This window comes from Pseudomonas linyingensis (genome assembly GCF_900109175.1).
GTDB classification, from domain to species: domain Bacteria; phylum Pseudomonadota; class Gammaproteobacteria; order Pseudomonadales; family Pseudomonadaceae; genus Geopseudomonas; species Geopseudomonas linyingensis.
The window spans coordinates 307,256-322,863 of sequence record NZ_FNZE01000003.1 but is presented as its reverse complement, the minus strand read 5'-3'; the positions used below and the strand labels follow the sequence as shown (position 1 = coordinate 322,863).

Annotated in this window: 14 protein-coding genes and 1 pseudogene; 7 read left to right on the top strand and 8 right to left on the bottom strand. The window is 67.7% G+C overall.

All coding sequences use genetic code 11. From position 1 onward, the window contains the following. Positions 1–14 precede the first annotated feature (14 nt). From BMZ19_RS05755 to BMZ19_RS05720, 8 genes and pseudogenes are all read right to left on the bottom strand, one after another. On the bottom strand, positions 15–1,217 hold the full coding sequence (locus BMZ19_RS05755) for a 3-oxoadipyl-CoA thiolase (protein WP_090308196.1): 1,203 nt from the start codon (positions 1,215–1,217) through the stop codon (positions 15–17). A gap of 11 nt (positions 1,218–1,228) precedes the next feature. Then, on the bottom strand, positions 1,229–2,737 hold the full coding sequence (locus BMZ19_RS05750) for a 3-hydroxyacyl-CoA dehydrogenase (RefSeq protein ID WP_090308194.1): 1,509 nt from the start codon (positions 2,735–2,737) through the stop codon (positions 1,229–1,231). A 58-nt stretch (positions 2,738–2,795) separates the two neighbouring features. After that, positions 2,796–3,725, bottom strand: coding sequence for an electron transfer flavoprotein subunit alpha/FixB family protein (locus BMZ19_RS05745; RefSeq protein WP_090308191.1), 930 nt, complete (start codon positions 3,723–3,725; stop codon positions 2,796–2,798). Further along, the gene (locus tag BMZ19_RS05740) at positions 3,725–4,474 is read right to left on the bottom strand and encodes an electron transfer flavoprotein subunit beta/FixA family protein (RefSeq protein WP_090308188.1); all 750 of its coding nucleotides are present in this window, start codon (positions 4,472–4,474) and stop codon (positions 3,725–3,727) included. The genes BMZ19_RS05745 and BMZ19_RS05740 overlap by 1 nt, the downstream gene beginning before the upstream one ends. A 28-nt stretch (positions 4,475–4,502) precedes the next feature. Further along, complete coding sequence (locus BMZ19_RS05735) at positions 4,503–5,645, bottom strand: acyl-CoA dehydrogenase family protein (protein ID WP_090308184.1); 1,143 nt, start codon at positions 5,643–5,645, stop codon at positions 4,503–4,505. A gap of 11 nt (positions 5,646–5,656) precedes the next feature. Beyond that, positions 5,657–6,838 (bottom strand): acyl-CoA dehydrogenase family protein, encoded by a 1,182-nt coding sequence (locus BMZ19_RS05730; protein ID WP_090308181.1) that lies wholly within the window; start codon positions 6,836–6,838, stop codon positions 5,657–5,659. Positions 6,839–6,903: 65 nt separating this feature from the next. After that, positions 6,904–7,749, bottom strand: a pseudogene (locus tag BMZ19_RS05725) (enoyl-CoA hydratase-related protein); the annotation flags it as partial. 70 nt (positions 7,750–7,819) lie between these two features. Beyond that, positions 7,820–8,596, bottom strand: coding sequence for an enoyl-CoA hydratase (locus BMZ19_RS05720; protein ID WP_090308176.1), 777 nt, complete (start codon positions 8,594–8,596; stop codon positions 7,820–7,822). A gap of 355 nt (positions 8,597–8,951) precedes the next feature. On the opposite strand from BMZ19_RS05720, the gene BMZ19_RS05715 reads away from it, so the two are divergent. The 7 genes from BMZ19_RS05715 (at position 8,952) to BMZ19_RS05685 (ending at position 15,506) form a co-directional block, all read left to right on the top strand. Continuing rightward, positions 8,952–10,526, top strand: a complete 1,575-nt coding sequence (locus BMZ19_RS05715) for an AMP-binding protein (RefSeq protein ID WP_244517106.1) — start codon at positions 8,952–8,954, stop codon at positions 10,524–10,526. A gap of 46 nt (positions 10,527–10,572) precedes the next feature. Continuing rightward, a complete protein-coding gene (locus BMZ19_RS05710; RefSeq protein ID WP_090308171.1) occupies positions 10,573–11,340 on the top strand; it encodes an SDR family NAD(P)-dependent oxidoreductase in 768 nt (255 codons plus the stop codon). 16 nt (positions 11,341–11,356) lie between these two features. After that, on the top strand, positions 11,357–12,139 hold the full coding sequence (locus BMZ19_RS05705; RefSeq protein ID WP_090308167.1) for an enoyl-CoA hydratase-related protein: 783 nt from the start codon (positions 11,357–11,359) through the stop codon (positions 12,137–12,139). A 63-nt stretch (positions 12,140–12,202) separates the two neighbouring features. Continuing rightward, complete coding sequence (gene aliB, locus BMZ19_RS05700) at positions 12,203–13,342, top strand: cyclohexanecarboxyl-CoA dehydrogenase (RefSeq protein WP_090308164.1); 1,140 nt, start codon at positions 12,203–12,205, stop codon at positions 13,340–13,342. 70 nt (positions 13,343–13,412) lie between these two features. Beyond that, positions 13,413–13,907, top strand: a complete 495-nt coding sequence (locus BMZ19_RS05695; protein WP_090308161.1) for a MarR family winged helix-turn-helix transcriptional regulator — start codon at positions 13,413–13,415, stop codon at positions 13,905–13,907. A gap of 125 nt (positions 13,908–14,032) precedes the next feature. Beyond that, positions 14,033–14,791 carry an ABC transporter ATP-binding protein gene (locus BMZ19_RS05690; RefSeq protein WP_090308158.1) on the top strand — a complete coding sequence of 253 codons (759 nt, stop codon included), beginning with the start codon at positions 14,033–14,035 and terminating at the stop codon, positions 14,789–14,791. Then, positions 14,784–15,506 (top strand): ABC transporter ATP-binding protein, encoded by a 723-nt coding sequence (locus tag BMZ19_RS05685; RefSeq protein WP_090308156.1) that lies wholly within the window; start codon positions 14,784–14,786, stop codon positions 15,504–15,506. Before BMZ19_RS05690 ends, BMZ19_RS05685 begins: the two co-directional genes overlap by 8 nt. Positions 15,507–15,608 lie beyond the last annotated feature (102 nt).

The following is a 15,608-nucleotide window of genomic DNA, read 5'->3' as shown; positions in this document are numbered from 1 at the left end:
TTATGGGTATGGATTCAATCGAGCCGCTCGATGACGCAGGCAATCCCCTGGCCCAGGCCGATGCACAGGCTGACCAGCGCATGGCGTCCGCCGGTGCGCTCCAGCTGGCGCAGCGCGGTCAGCGCCAGGCGTGCGCCGGAGGCTCCCAGCGGGTGGCCGAGGGCGATGGCGCCGCCGTTGGGGTTGAGGCGCGGGTCGTCCCAGGCCAGCCCCAGCTCATGGGTGCAACCCAGCACCTGGGCGGCGAAGGCCTCGTTGATCTCGATGACGTCCATGTCGGCCAGGCTCAGGCCGCTGCGCGCAAGCACCTTGCCGATCGCCGGCACCGGGCCGAGGCCCATCAGGCGCGGCTCCACTCCGGCGATGGCGCCGGCGAGGATGCGCGCGCGCGGCTTGCAGCCGAAGCGCTCGCCGATGGCCTGCGAGCCGATCAGCAGCGCCGCGGCGCCGTCGTTGACCCCGGAGGCATTGCCGGCGGTGACCACGCCCTCGGCGAACAGCGGGCTGAGCCGCGACAGGGCTTCGAAGGTGCTTTCCGGGCGCGGATGCTCGTCACTCGCAACCACCTTCGGCGGCTGCCGGCGGCCCTGCGCCACCTCGATGGGCAGGATCTCGCCCTCGTAGAAGCCGGCCTCGGCGGCCGCGGCGTACAGCTGCTGGCTGCGCGCCGCGTAACGGTCGGCCTGCTCGCGGCTGATGTTCAGGGCTCGCGCCACGTTGTCGGCGGTTTCCGGCATGGAGTCAGCGCCGAACTGCGCCTCCACCCGCGGATTGGAAAAACGTGCGCCGATGGTGCTGTCGAAGGCGCGCAGCTCGCGGGCAAACGGGCTTTCGCTCTTGGCCAGCACGAACGGCGCGCGGCTCATGCTTTCCACGCCGCCGGCGACGAACAGCTCGCCCTCGCCGGCGCGCACGGCGCGCGCGGCATCCATCACGGCGGCCAGTCCCGAGCCGCACAGGCGGTTGACGGTGATCCCGCCCACCGACGATGGCAGGCCGGTCAGCAGGCCCACATGGCGCGCCACGTTGCGCGCGTCCTCGCCGGCCTGGTTGGTGCAGCCGGCGACGATGTCCTCGTAGACCTCGGCGGCGAACGGGTTGCGTGCCACCAGGGCGCGGACCACGCCGGCCAGCAGGTCGTCCGGTCGCACCGAGGCCAGGGCGCCGGCGTAGCGGCCGAAGGGCGAGCGCAGGCCGTCGTAGATATAGGCAGTCATGCCGAGTGCTCCTAATCTTCCGGGGTGGTGAGCGGCAGGCCAAGCTGCACGCGGCGGCGCAGCCACGGGCTGACCCGGTAGCGCGGCTCCTGGTACTGCTCGTGCAGCTCGTGGAGGATCTGCTCGACGCGCACCGCGCCGAACAGCTCGCCAAAGCCCAGCGGACCGTGCGGATAGCCCAGCGCCAGCTGCACTGCGCGGTCGAGCACCGCCGGACTGGCGATGCGCCGCTGAGCGATCTCGCAGCCGAGGTTGACGATCCCGGCCAGCACACGCTGGGCGACGAAGCCCGGCGAGTCGTTGATCACCTCCACCGGTACGCCATCGGCGCCCAGCGCCTGGCGGGCCTGGGCCAGCACCTGGGCATCGAGTCCTGGCTGGCGCATCAGCACGCGGCGTTTGGCGAAGCCGGCCAGGGTTTCCAGCGCCAGGCTGCGCGCCACCGGCAACTGCTGGCGGGCGATGCAGCTGCTGGCATCCTCGCCCAGCGGGGTGACCAGGCAGATGGCTTGCGCCGAGGGCGGGCTGCCCTCCTCCAGCACCGCGCCGGCGGCGGCCAGTACCGCGGCGACCTGCTCGCGCACCGCGCTATCGCGGCTGTCCAGCCAGAACGGCCGCTCGATGGCCACCGGCGCCGGGGCCGGTTCGGCCTCGTGCTGGGCCTGCCCATCGACGTAGCGATAGAAGCCCTCGCCGCTCTTGCGCCCGAGCAGGCCGGCGGCCAGACGCGGCGCCACCAGATAGGACGGCGTGTAGCGTGGGTCCTGGTAGAACTGCTGGTAGACCGACTCCATCACCGCCTGGGTCACGTCCAGGCCGATCAGGTCGAGCAGCTCGAACGGCCCCATGCGAAAGCCCAGGCTGTCGCGCAGGATGCGGTCGATCTGCACCGGCGAGGCCACACCCTCGGCGAGGATGCGCAGCGCCTCGGTGCCGTAGGCGCGCCCGGCGTGGTTGACCAGGAAGCCGGGGGTGTCCGGGGTGGTCGCCGGGAAGTGCCCGGCCTGCTCGGCCAGTGCCGCCAGACGCTGGATCACCGCCGGGGCGGTGCGCTCGCCGCGCACCACCTCGACGATCTTCATCAGCGGCACCGGGTTGAAGAAGTGGAAGCCGGCGACCCGCTCGGGGTGCCGGCAGCCGCTGGCGATGCGGGTCACCGACAGCGACGAGGTATTGGTGGCCAGCACCGCATCGACGGCGACCAGCTCTTCCAGGGCCCGGAACAATGCCTGCTTGGCCTCGAGGTTTTCCACGATGGCCTCGATCAGCAGGTCGCAGTCGGCCAGCGCCGCCAGCGTCTCGGCCGGGCGCATGCGCGCCAGGGTCGCGTCGAGCTGCTCGGGGCTCAGCTTGCCCTTGGCCGCCGCACGCTCCAGCGTGTCGCGGTTGTAGGCCAGAGCCTGGTCGATGGCCTCGCTGCGGCTGTCATGCAGCAGCACCTCGACGCCCGCCGTGGCAAACAGCTGGGCAATGCCGCGGCCCATCGCGCCACTGCCGATCACGCCTATTCGTTTGAACATCCTGCCTCCTTCATCTGGGCTGGATGACCGCCCGGCCGGGCGGTCAGATCGTGTCGGCTCAGAGCTGGGCTTCCAGCTCCGGCACCGCCTCAAACAGGTCGCCAACCAGACCGTAGTCGGCCACCTGGAAGATCGGCGCCTCCTCGTCCTTGTTGATCGCCACGATCACCTTGGAGTCCTTCATGCCGGCCAGGTGCTGGATGGCACCGGAGATGCCCACGGCGATGTACAGCTGCGGCGCGACGATCTTGCCGGTCTGGCCGACCTGCATGTCGTTGGGCACGAAACCGGCATCCACCGCCGCGCGCGAGGCACCGACGGCGGCGCCGAGCTTGTCGGCAACGCCGTAGAGCAGCTGGAAGTTGTCACCGTTCTGCATGCCGCGGCCGCCGGAGACGATGACCTTGGCGGAAGTCAGCTCGGGACGTTCGGACTTGGCGACTTCCTCGCCGACGAAGGCGGAGATGCCGGCATCAGTGACGCTGGCGATGGCCTCGATGCTGGCCGAGCCACCGCTGGCGGCCACGGCGTCGAAGCCGGTGCCGCGCACGCTGATCACCTTGACCGCCGCGCTGGACTGCACGGTGGCGATGGCGTTGCCGGCATAGATCGGCCGCTGGAAGGTGTCGGCGTCGATAACCTTGACGATCTCGGAGATCTGATCGACGTCGAGCAGCGCGGCCACGCGCGGCAGGACGTTCTTGCCGTTGGTGGTGGCGGCGGCCAGCACGTGGCTGTAATTCTTGCCCAGCTCGGCAATCAGCAGCGCGAGATTTTCCGGCAGCTGGTTGGCATAGGCGGCGTGGTCGGCAACCAGTACCTTGGCCACGCCGGCGACCTGGGCGGCGGCGGTGGCCACCGCGGCGCAACCAGCACCGGCGACCAGCACATGGATATCACCACCAATCTGCTGGGCAGCGGACACAGTGTTCAGGGTCGCCGCGGCCAGGGCGGCGTTGTTGTGCTCTGCGAGTACCAGGATGGCCATCAGATCACCTTCGCTTCGTTCTTGAGTTTTTCCACCAGCTCGGCGACCGAGCCAACCTTGATCCCGGCGCTGCGTGCGGCCGGCGCCTCGACCTTGAGCACCTTCACCGTGGAGGCGGTGGACACGCCCAGCGCATCGGGAGTGACCACATCGAGCGGCTTCTTCTTGGCCTTCATGATGTTGGGCAAGGATGCGTAGCGCGGCTCGTTGAGGCGCAGGTCGGTGGTGACGATGGCGGGCAGCTTGAGCGCGACGGTCTGCAGGCCGCCGTCGATCTCGCGGGTGACGTTGAGCTGATCGCCGGCGACCTCCACCCTGGAGGCGAAGGTGCCCTGGGCGAAGCCGCAGAGCGCGGCGAGCATCTGCCCGGTCTGGTTGTTGTCGCTGTCGATGGCCTGCTTACCGAGGATCACCAGCTGCGGCTGCTCTTTATCCACCACGGCCTTGAGCAACTTGGCGACGGCCAGCGGGCCCAGCTCGTCATTGCTTTCCACCAGCACGGCGCGGTCGGCGCCGAGGGCCAGCGCGGTGCGCAGCTGTTCCTGGGCAGCACTGCTGCCGATGCTGACCACCACCACCTCGCTGGCGATGCCCTTCTCCTTGAGGCGCACCGCTTCTTCCACGGCGATCTCGCAGAAGGGGTTCATCGCCATCTTGACGTTGGCGAGGTCGACGCCGGAGCCGTCCGCCTTGACGCGGACCTTGACGTTGTAGTCGACCACTCTTTTTACCGCGACCAGTATCTTCATCTTGTTGTCCTCGGGTCTTGGGTGGAATTCAGGCGCTGTGCAGCAGCTCGGCGTAGGCACTCAGGTGATGGTCGTCATCGCCCAGCTGGTGGCTGAGCATTACCAGGCGCTTGGCGTGGTGGGCCAGGTTGTATTCCCAGGTCATGCCGATGCCGCCGTGCAGCTGGATCGCCTGCTCGGCGATGAAGCGCGCGGCGCGGGTGACGATGAACTTGGCGGCGGCCAGGCGCCGGCTGCGCTCCAGGCTGTCGGCCTGGTCTGCCACGCAGGCGGCGAGGATGGCCATGGAAGTGGCCAGTTCCAGTTCGGTACGCATGTCGACCATGCGGTGCTGCAGGGCCTGGAACTTGCCGATCGGCTTGCCGAACTGCTGGCGGGTCTTCAGGTAGTCGAGGGTCAGCTGGCAGGCCTCCTGCATGCTGCCGATGGCCTCGGCGCACTGGGCGGCGATGGCGCGGCCCTGCTGGTAGCGCAGCGCCGCCAGCGCCTGGCCCGGCTCGCCGAGCAGATCGGTATCGCGTACCAGCACGCGCTCGAGGAACAGGTCACAGGCCTTAGGGCCGTCGATGGTCGGGTAGACCTTGCGGCTCAGTCCCTCGGCCTGGGGATCGACCAGAAACAGCGAGATGCCCTGCTCGTCGCGCGCTTCGCCGCGCGTACGCGCCGAGACCAGCAGCATCCCGGCGCTGTGCCCGCCGATCACCACCACCTTGCGCCCGCTCAGCTCCCAGCCACCGTCGACCCGCTCGGCGCGGGTCTGCACGTCGAGTAGCTGGTAGTGGCTCTGCCGCTCCTCTAGGGCGACCGCCAGCTGCAGCTCGCCGCTGATCAACACCGGCAGCAGCCGTTCGAGCTGCTCGACGCTGCCCAGCTGCTGGAGCAGGCCGCCGGCGTGGATCTGCGACTGCAGGTAGGGCTCCAGGCACAGGCCGCGGCCCAGCTCGGTCATGATCAGCATGTTGTCCACGCCGCTGCCGCCGAAGCCGCCGTGGGCCTCGCTGAAGGGCATGCCGCAGAGGCCCAGCTCGCCCAACTGCTGCCAGAACTCGCGGCTGAATCCGGGCTCGCTGCGGTAGAAATGCTCGCGCTGCTCGAAGCCGTAGCTGTCGCGCACCAGACGGGCCACGGTGTCCTGCAGCATCTGCTGCTCTTCGGTCAATTTGAAGTCCATGGGGTGCTCTCCTACAGATCGAGGATCATCTTGGCGATGATGTTCTTCTGGATTTCGTTGGAGCCGCCGTAGATCGACAGCTTGCGCAGGTTTAAGTACTGGCTGGCCGGGCCGGCGGCGTAGTCGGCGTGCAGCGGCGCACCGGCAAACGCCGGATCCAGCTCGTCCTCGAGGAACGGCAGCGCGCAGGGGCCGATGACCTTGCGCAGCAGGTGGCTGATCGCCTGGCGGATTTCCGAGCCCTTGATCTTGAGGATCGAGCTTTCCGCGCCCGGCACACCGCCGGCCTGGGCAGCGGCGAGGATGCGTAGGGTGCTGACCTCGATGGCCATCAGCTGCATCTCCACCTCGGCGATCTGCGCGCGCAGCAGCGGGTCGTCGAGGCGCCCCTCGCGGGCGGCGACCTGCTTGAGGTGGGCCAGCGCGGCCTTGGAGATGCCGATGCCGGCCTGGCCGGTGCGTTCGTGGCTGAGCAGGTACTTGGCGCAGGTCCAGCCCTGGTTCGCCTCGCCGACCAGGTTGGCCACCGGCACCCGCACGTTGTCGAAGAACACCTCGTTGACCTCGTGCTCGCCATCGAGGGTGATGATCGGCCGCACGCTGATGCCGGGCGTGGCCATGTCGATCAGCAGGAAGGAAATGCCGCGCTGCTGCTGGGCCTGCGGGTCGGTGCGCACCAGGCAGAAGATCTTGTTGGCGTGCTGGCCGAGGGTTGTCCAGGTCTTCTGGCCGTTGACCACGTAGTGGTCGCCCTCGCGCACCCCGCGGGTCTTCAGTGAGGACAGGTCGGAACCGGCGCCCGGCTCGGAGTAGCCCTGGCACCACCAGTCGCTGCCGTCGAGGATGCGCGGCAGGTAGTAGGCCTTTTGCTCGGCGCTGCCGAACTTGATGATCACCGGGGCGACCATGTTGACGCCGAAGGAGATCAGCCGCGGCGCACCGAAGGCGGCGCACTCCTCCTCGAAGATGTGCTTGTGCACCACGCTCCAGCCGGTGCCACCGAACTCCACCGGCCAGTTGGCGGCATACCAGCCGCGGGTATTGAGGATGCGCTGCCAGCGCTGGTGGTCGTTCTTGCTCAGGTGCTTGCCGAGGCGCACCCGCTCGGCGATGTCCGCGGGCAGTTCGGCGCGCAGGAACTCGCGCACCTGGTCGCGGAAGGCGAGTTCTTCCGCGCTGTAGTTGATGTCCATGGAGACTCCTCGATTGATGGCGGCGGGGCCGCCCGCGGTGACTGGGATCAGGCGGCCGATTGAGCCTTGCGCGCGGCGCGCTCGGCAAAGAAGGCTTCCACCAGCGCGGCGCGCTGCGGCGACTGCAGGCACTCCTCGAACAGCGCGCGCTCGCGCTTGAGGCCCTCGGCCAGCGGCAGCCGGGTGGCGGCCTTGATGGCGGCGATGGCGCGCTGCGCCGCGAACGATCCGGGCATCTGCTGCTCCACCTCGGCGCGCTTGGCGGCGAACAGCCCCGCAACGTCGTCGGCCTGCAGCTGGTCGCGGCGCTCGCCGCTGCGCCGCGGTCCGCGCTGCTCGGCCAGCAGGCGCGCGGCGAAGGCCAGCCCGGCGGCCTGCGCCTCACCTTCGAACCAGTCGTCGACCAGCCCGCAGGCCAGCGCCTCGGCGGTGCCGATGGCCGCGCCGCTGGTGATCATGCGCAGGGCGCGGGCCACGCCGACCAGGCGCGGCAGGCGCTGGGTGCCGCCGGCGCCGGGGATCAGTCCGAGCCGGACTTCCGGCAGACCGATGGCCGCGTCGTCGCGGGCGATGCGGTAGTGGCAGGCCATGGCCACTTCCAGCCCGCCGCCGAGGGCCGAGCCGTGGATCGCGGCGACGCTGGGCTTGCTGCACGCCTCGATGGCCTCGACCAGCTCCGGTAGCAGTGGCGCCTGCGGGGTCTGGCCGAACTCGCGGATGTCCGCCCCGGCGATGAAGGTGCGGCCGGCGCAGCAGAGCACCACAGCCTGCACCGCGTCGTCGGTTTCGGCCGCGCGGAAGGCCTCCAGCAGGGCGGCGCGCAGGGCGTGGCCGAGGGCGTTGACCGGGGGATTGTCGACCGTGATCAGGGCGATGGCGCCCTGGCGGGAGAACTGCACTGGGGATGGCATTGTTCAGCTCCTGCAGGCTCGTGGGCCTGCGTTCTTGTTGTTGTGCGGCGGAGTCGGTGCAGCGTGCGGCTCAGCGGTGCCGCCACAGCGGCTTGCGCTTCTGCACGAAGGCCTGCATGCCTTCCTTCTGGTCCTCGGAACCGAAGCTGGCGTGCATCAGGCGACGCTCGAACTCCACGCCCTCGGCGAGGGTGGTCTCGAAGGCGCGGTCGACCGCCTCCTTGTTCAGGCGCACCGCCATGCCGGAGTAGCTGGCGATCTGCGCGGCGGCGGTCAGTGCCTCGTCCAGCAGCCGGTCCAACGGCACCACCCGGCTGACCAGGCCGTAGCTCAACGCTTCCTGGGCATCCAGGGTGCGTCCGGTCAGGCACATGTCCATGGCCTTGGCCTTGCCGATGGCGCGGGTCAGCCGCTGGGTGCCACCGGCGCCCGGCATGGTGCCGACCTTGACCTCCGGCTGGCCGAAGCGGGCGTTGTCGGCGGCGATGATGAAGTCGCACATCATCGCCAGCTCGCAGCCACCGCCCAGCGCCAACCCAGCCACCGCAGCGATCACCGGCTTGCGGCAGCGGGTCACCTCCTCCCAGCTGGCGGTCACGAAGTTCTCCAGATAGACGTCGGAGAAGGTCTTGAACTGCAGCTCGGAGATGTCCGCACCCGCGGCGAAGGCCTTGTCGCTGCCGGTGATGACCATGCAGCGAATGTCCGTTTCACGCTCGAAAAGACGCAAGGCGGCACCCAGCTCGCGCATCAGCGCGCCGTTCAGCGCGTTGTAGACCTCTGGCCGATGCAGGCGGATCAGACCGACCGCCCCCTGGACCTCTATCTGGATGTTATCGAACTCCATGACCTGCTCCTCTGCAGCTCCCGAGCCCATCAGGTCCGGGTCAGCTTCTTGTTCTTGTCGTGCCTGATCACACCGACCGGCAAGGTTTCGCGCTTGACTCTCGGCTCGCCGTCATTTCCGAGCCGTGACCCGAGAATAGTCCCACCGAAAAATAAAGACAACATGTTGACATATCAAAATTGCCTGGCCTATCTTGGAAACCAGCTGGAACGCAGTGGCAAGCCGTAACAAAACCGAAAACCTCTTTAAAGTGAGGATATGCATGAAAATAACAACAAACATGCACGAAGGGCGGCGTACCGAGATGTACGCATGCGGCGCCTGGAATGACATGATCATTACGGATTACTTGGAGATGGCGGTCACAAAAACACCGCAGAAGACTGCCCTGGTGGGTTACCGGGTGCATGCCGGCGACCGTAGCGCCATGAGCTACAGCGAGCTGGACCGGCGCATCACCCGCATGGCCGCCGGCCTGGCGGCGCTGGGGGTCGAGAAAGGCGACGTGGTGTCCTGCCAGCTGCCCAACTGGTGGCAGATGAGCGCGCTGTTCCTGGCCTGCGTGCGCATCGGCGCGGTGTGCAACCCACTGATGCCGATCTTCCGCGAGCACGAGATGCAGTACATGCTCGCCCACGCCCAGAGCAAGGTAGTGGTGGTCCCCAAAATCTTCCGCCACTTCGACCACCAAGCCATGCTGCAGGGCCTGCGCAGCGAGCTGCCGGACCTCAAGCACGTGCTGGTGATCGACAGCGACGACGAGCAGTCCTTCGAGCAGGTGCTGCTGCAGCGCGCCTGGGAAGAGGAAGTCGACACCGCCAGGCTGTTCGCCGAACGCCGGCCGAGCGCCGACGAGGTTGTGCAACTGCTGTACACCTCCGGCACCACCGGCAAGCCCAAGGGGGTGATGCACACCTCCAACACCCTGCTGAGCAACATCCGGCCGTTCAGCGAGCGCCAGGGCCTGTCCGCAACCGACATCATCCTGATGCCCTCACCGCTGGCCCACCAGCTCGGCTTCCTCTATGGCCTGATGCTGCCGGTCTACCTGGGCGCCACCGCCATCCTGCAGGACGTCTGGGAGCCGGCGTTCGCCGCAAGGGTAGTCGCCGAGGAAGGCTGCACCCTGACCCTGGGCTCGACGCCCTTCCTCGCCGACCTGGTGGACATCGCCCGCGATGAACGCGAGCAGCAGGCCTCGCTGAAGACCTTCATCTCCGCCGGCGCGCCGATTCCCGGCGCCCTGGTGGAAAAGGCCGCCAGCGTGATGCAAGGCACCAAGGTCATCTCGGCCTGGGGCATGACCGAGAACGGCGCGGTGACCACCACCCGCCCCGAGGACCCGCAGACCACCGCGGTGCACTCCGACGGCGTGGCCCTGCCCTACATGCAGGTGAAGATCGTCGACGGCGAGGGCCACGAACAGCCCGCCGGCGAGGAAGGCGACCTGCTGGTGCGCGGCGCCAGCCAGTGCGTCGGCTACTTCCGCCAGCCGGACATGTACCAGCTGGATAACGAGGGCTGGTTCGCCACCGGCGACATCGCCCGCAAGGACGCGACCGGCTACATCCGCATCACCGGGCGCAGCAAGGACGTAGTGATCCGCGGCGGCGAGAACCTGCCGATCGCCGACATCGAGAACACCCTCTACAAGCACCCGGCGATCCAGGCCGTCGCCCTGGTCGGCGCGCCCGATGAGCGCCTCGGCGAACGCCTGTGCGCCTACGTCACCCTGCACGACAGCAGCGCCACGCTGACCCTGAAGGACGTGACCGACTACCTGGTGGAGCAGAAATTCACCCGCCAGTACCTGCCCGAATACCTCGAGGTGCTGGCGGCGCTGCCGCGCACCCCGTCCGGCAAGATCCAGAAATTCAAGCTGCGGGACATGGCCAGGGACATCTTCCAGGGTCAGGCGAGCCATGCCTGAGCCCCGCCCCAGCGTGCGCAATCATCCGACAAAAGAGAGACAAGCGATGAAAGGTCTGAATGGAAAAACCGTAATTGTCACCGGCGGCGGCGGCGGCATCGGCCGCGCGGTCTGCCAGCGCTTTGCCGAGGAAGGCAGCCTGGTGGCGGTGCTCGACCGCGACGCCGGCGCCGCGCAAACCACCGTCGACCTGATCGTCGAGGCCGGTGGCAAGGCCCGCGCCTATGCGGCGGACATCACCGACTACGCGGCCATCGTCAGCACCGTGGCGGCCATCGAGGCAGAGCTGGGCGTGCCCACCGTGCTGGTCAACAACGCCGGCTTCGACCGCTTCATGCCGTTCCTCAAGACCGAGCCGGCCATGTGGGAACAGCTGATCGCCATCAACCTGACCGGCGCACTGAACATGCACCACGTGGTCCTGCCGAAGATGCTCGCCGCCGGTGGTGGCAAGGTGATCAACGTCGCCTCCGACGCCGCCCGCGTCGGCTCCTCCGGCGAAGCCGTGTACGCCGCCTGCAAGGCCGGCCTGGTCGGCCTCTCCAAGACCCTGGCGCGCGAGCTGGCGACCAAGAACGTCAACTTCAACGTGGTCTGCCCGGGTCCGACCGACACCGCGTTGCTCAAGGCGGTGGCGGACACCTCGAACAACCCGGAAAAACTGCTGGAAGCCTTCAAGAACGCCGTGCCGATGCGCCGCCTCGGCCAGCCGGAAGACTACCCGGGGATCATCGCCCTGCTCGCCAGCGACGACGCCAACTTCATCACCGGACAGGTCATCAGCGTGTCCGGCGGCCTGACCATGGCCGGCTAACCAGGAGAATTCACCCATGAACTACGAAGACATTCTGTACACCGAAGTCGATGGCGTCGCCACCATCACCATCAACCGCCCGGAGCGCTACAACGCCTTTCGCGGCCAGACCTGCCTGGAGCTGATCGACGCCTTCAACCGCGCCGGCTGGAACAAGGCCATCGGCGTCATCGTATTCACCGGCGCCGGCGACAAGGCGTTCTGCACCGGTGGCGACCAGGGCGCACACGCCGGCCAGTACGACGGCCGCGGCCTGATCGGCCTGCCGGTCGAGGAACTGCAGAGCCTGATCCGCGCCGTACCCAAGCCGGTGATCGCCCGCGTCAACGGTTTCGCCATCGGCGGCGGTCACGTGCTGCACGTTGTCTGCGACCTGTCCATCGCCTCCGACAAAGCCATCTTCGGCCAGGTCGGCCCGAAGGTCGGTTCGGTCGACCCGGGCTTCGGCACCGCCTACCTGGCCCGCGTGATCGGCGAGAAACGCGCCCGCGAGGTCTGGTACATGTGCCGCAAGTACAGCGCCCAGCAAGCGCTGGACTGGGGCCTGGTCAACGCCGTGGTGCCGCACGAGGAGCTGGATGCCGAAGTGCAGAAGTGGTGTGACGAGATTCTCGAGAAGAGCCCGACCGCCCTGTCGATCGCCAAGCGCTCGTTCAATGCCGACAGCGAGAACATCGCCGGCATCGGCGGTCTCGGCATGCAGGCCCTGAGCCTGTACTACGACACCGACGAGGCCAAGGAAGGCACCGCCGCGTTCAAGGAAAAGCGCAAGCCGGACTTCCGCAAGTTCTACCGCTAACGCCCTGGCGCCGGCAGCCCTCGCGCTGCCGGCGCAGACCCCAGACCAGGCTCGGAGAGAATCATGAATTTCGGATTCAACGAACAACAAAACGCCATCCGGGAAAGCGTTGCCCGCTTCAGCGCCGACGTGCTCGCCCCCGGCTATCGCCAGCGCGACCGCGAAGGCAACATCGAGCGCGCCGTCATCCAGCAGATGGGTGAGATGGGCCTGCTCGGCGGCGAACTGCCGGAAGAATTCGGCGGCAGCGGTCTGGACTGCGTCACCGCCGGCATCATCATCGAAGAGATTTCCAGGGGCGACTTCAACGTCGGCTACATCCCGCTGCTGACTTCGCTCAACGGGCAGATCATCGCCCAGCACGCCCAGCCTGAGCTGGCCCGAGAGTGGCTCGCCGAAATCACCGCCGGGCGCAAGGTGGTGTGCATCGCCCTCACCGAGCCGAGCGGCGGTTCCGACGCCGCTAGCCTGCGCCTGAAGGCCGAGCGCCGCGGTGACGTCTACGTGCTCAACGGCGAGAAGACCTCGATCTCCATGGCCGACCAGGCCGACGTGGCGGTGGTGTTCGCCCGTACCGGCACCCAGGAGTCGCGCGCCAACGGCATCAGCGCCTTCCTCGTACCGATGAACAGCAAAGGCATCAGCACCACCCGTTTCGAGGACGCCGGCCAGCGCGCCATCGGCCGTGGCTCGATCTTCTTCGACAACGTCGAGGTGCCGGCCAGCCATCGCCTCGGCGATGAGGGCAAGGGCTTCAAGCAGGTCATGCAGGGCTTCGACTACAGCCGCGCGCTGATCGGCCTGCAGTGCCTGGCTCTGGCCCAGCAGTCGCTGGACGAAACCTGGCAGTGGCTCACCGAGCGCCAGGCCTTCGGCCAGCCGCTGGCCGCCTTCCAGGGCCTGACCCACCCGCTGGCCGAGTTCCAGACCTTCGTCCAGGCGGCGCGCCTGCAGTGCTACTACGCGCTGTGGCTGAAGGACAACGGCATGCCGCACAACCCCGAAGCCGCCATGAACAAGTGGTGGGGGCCGAAGCTGGCCTATGACACCATCAACCAGTGCCTGCTGGCCCATGGCCACACCGGCTACGGCGAGGACCTGCCGTTCGCCCAGCGCCTGCGCGACGTGCTCGGCCTGCAGATCGGTGACGGCACCGCGCAGATCATGAAAAATATCATCGCCCGCGAATACGTACCCAAGTGACTCCCGACTGCCCCGGCATGTCTGGAGCCACCGCGGCCAAACCAGGCTTACCGGGACAAAAGGAATCGAAATGACCGACAACGCATCCAAGGGTGTGGCGAACAGACTGTTCTTCCGCCTGTTCCAGACGGGGAACATCCTGCAGCGCCAGGTGCAGAACGAGATGGGCATCAGCACCGTGCAGTGGGCGGTGCTCGGCGCCCTGTCCCGCCCGGGCTACGAGCAGGGCATCTCGTTCAACCAGTTGACCGAGTACCTGGTGGTCAGCCGGCAGAGTCTGGATGGCGTGCTCAAGCGCATGGAGCGCGACAACCACGTGCTCCGCGTGCCACACCCGGACGACGGCCGCGCCCGTCTGGTGCAGTTGACTGAACAGGGCCAGGCCTACTGGGAAACCCTGCAGCCGCGGATCTACGCGTTCTACCAGCAGGCCCTGAGCGGCATGGGTTTCGACGACAGCGTGAGCCTGCTGCACTTTCTCAACAAGCTGCAGGCCGACCTGGCCAAGGTGCAACTGGAGCCGCTGGAGGGCCACGAACAGGAACAGGAACAGCAGTTGCAATAGCTCGGTACGCAGGACGCACCACGGATCCTCACCTGCGTACGCGGCCCCGGCCGCAGCGTTACCCGCGCCTCAGGCGCGGTGCCGGATGAACAACAACAATCAACACCTGGCAGGAAAGGTATCCGATGAGCAATGTCGTCCTCGAAACCCGGGGTTTGACCAAGGAGTTCAATGGCTTCACCGCCGTGGACTCGGTCGATCTCCAGGTGCAGCAGGGGCATATCCATGCCCTGATCGGCCCCAATGGCGCCGGCAAGTCCACCTTCTTCAATCTGCTGACCCGCTTTTTGCCGGCCACCCGCGGCGAAGTGCTCTACCGGGGCAAGGCCATCGGCACGCTGGCGCCCAACCAGATCGCCTGCCAGGGACTGGTGCGCTCGTTCCAGATCTCGGCCGTGTTCGGCCACATGAGCGTGCTGGAGAACGTGCGCGTGGCGCTGCAGCGTCCGCTGGGCACCTCGTTCCACTTCTGGAAGCCGGCCAGCAGCCTCGACCGGCTCAACCAGCGCGCCATGCAGTTGTTGGAAGAAGTCGACCTGCAGGGCTTCGCCACGCGCAAGACCGTCGAACTGCCCTACGGCCGCAAGCGCGCCCTGGAGCTAGCCACCACCCTGGCCCTGGACCCGCAGGTGATGCTGCTCGACGAGCCGACCCAGGGCATGGGCCACGAAGACGTCGAGCGGGTGGTCGAGCTGATCCGCAAGGCGGCGGTCGGCCGCACCGTGCTGATGGTCGAGCACAACCTGCAGGTGGTCAGCAGCCTGTGCGACCGCATCACCGTGCTGGCCCGCGGCAAGGTGCTGGCCGAGGGCGACTACCCGGCGGTGTCCGCCAATCCGCAGGTCCGCGAAGCCTACATGGGCAAGGAGGCCGCGCATGTCTGAGTTGCACGCCACGCCGATCGAACAGCTGCGTCTGGACAACGTGCACGCCTTCTACGGCGAATCGCACATCCTCCATGGCATCGACATGAAGGTGAACCGCGGCGAACTGGTCACCCTGCTCGGCCGCAACGGCGCCGGGCGCAGCACCATCCTCAAGTCGATCATGGGCATGGTCGGCCGGCGCACCGGCTCGATCATGGTCAACGGCCGGGAAACCACCCGCCTGCCCGCCTTCCGCATCCCGCGCCTGGGCGCCGGCTACTGCCCGGAGGAGCGCGGCATCTTCGCCAGCCTCGACGTCGAGGAGAACCTGCTGCTGCCGCCCACGGTGCGCAGCGGCGGCATGAGCCTCGACGAGATCTACGCGATGTTCCCCAACCTCTACGAGCGCCGCCGTAGCCAGGGCACCCGGTTGTCCGGCGGCGAACAGCAGATGCTGGCGATGGGCCGCATCCTGCGCACCGGCGCCAACCTGCTGCTGCTCGACGAGATCACCGAGGGCCTGGCCCCGGTGATCGTGCAGAAGCTGGCCGAGGTGCTGGTCAAGCTCAAGGAGCGGGGGCTGACCATCATCCTGGTGGAGCAGAACTTCCGCTTCGCCGCGCCGCTGGCCGACCGCCACTACCTGATCGAGCACGGCCGCATCGCCGAGGAGATCAGCGCGGCAGAGCTGCCCGGCAAGATGGATCTGCTGCATCGGCAACTGGGCGTCTAGCGCACAGCCAAGATTCCGGCCCGGTTGCCACAACCGCGATAACCGTCCGTAGCAATCGGCCTGAAACCTCAGGCCAGAGGCTTTCTGCGCCTGAAAAACCAC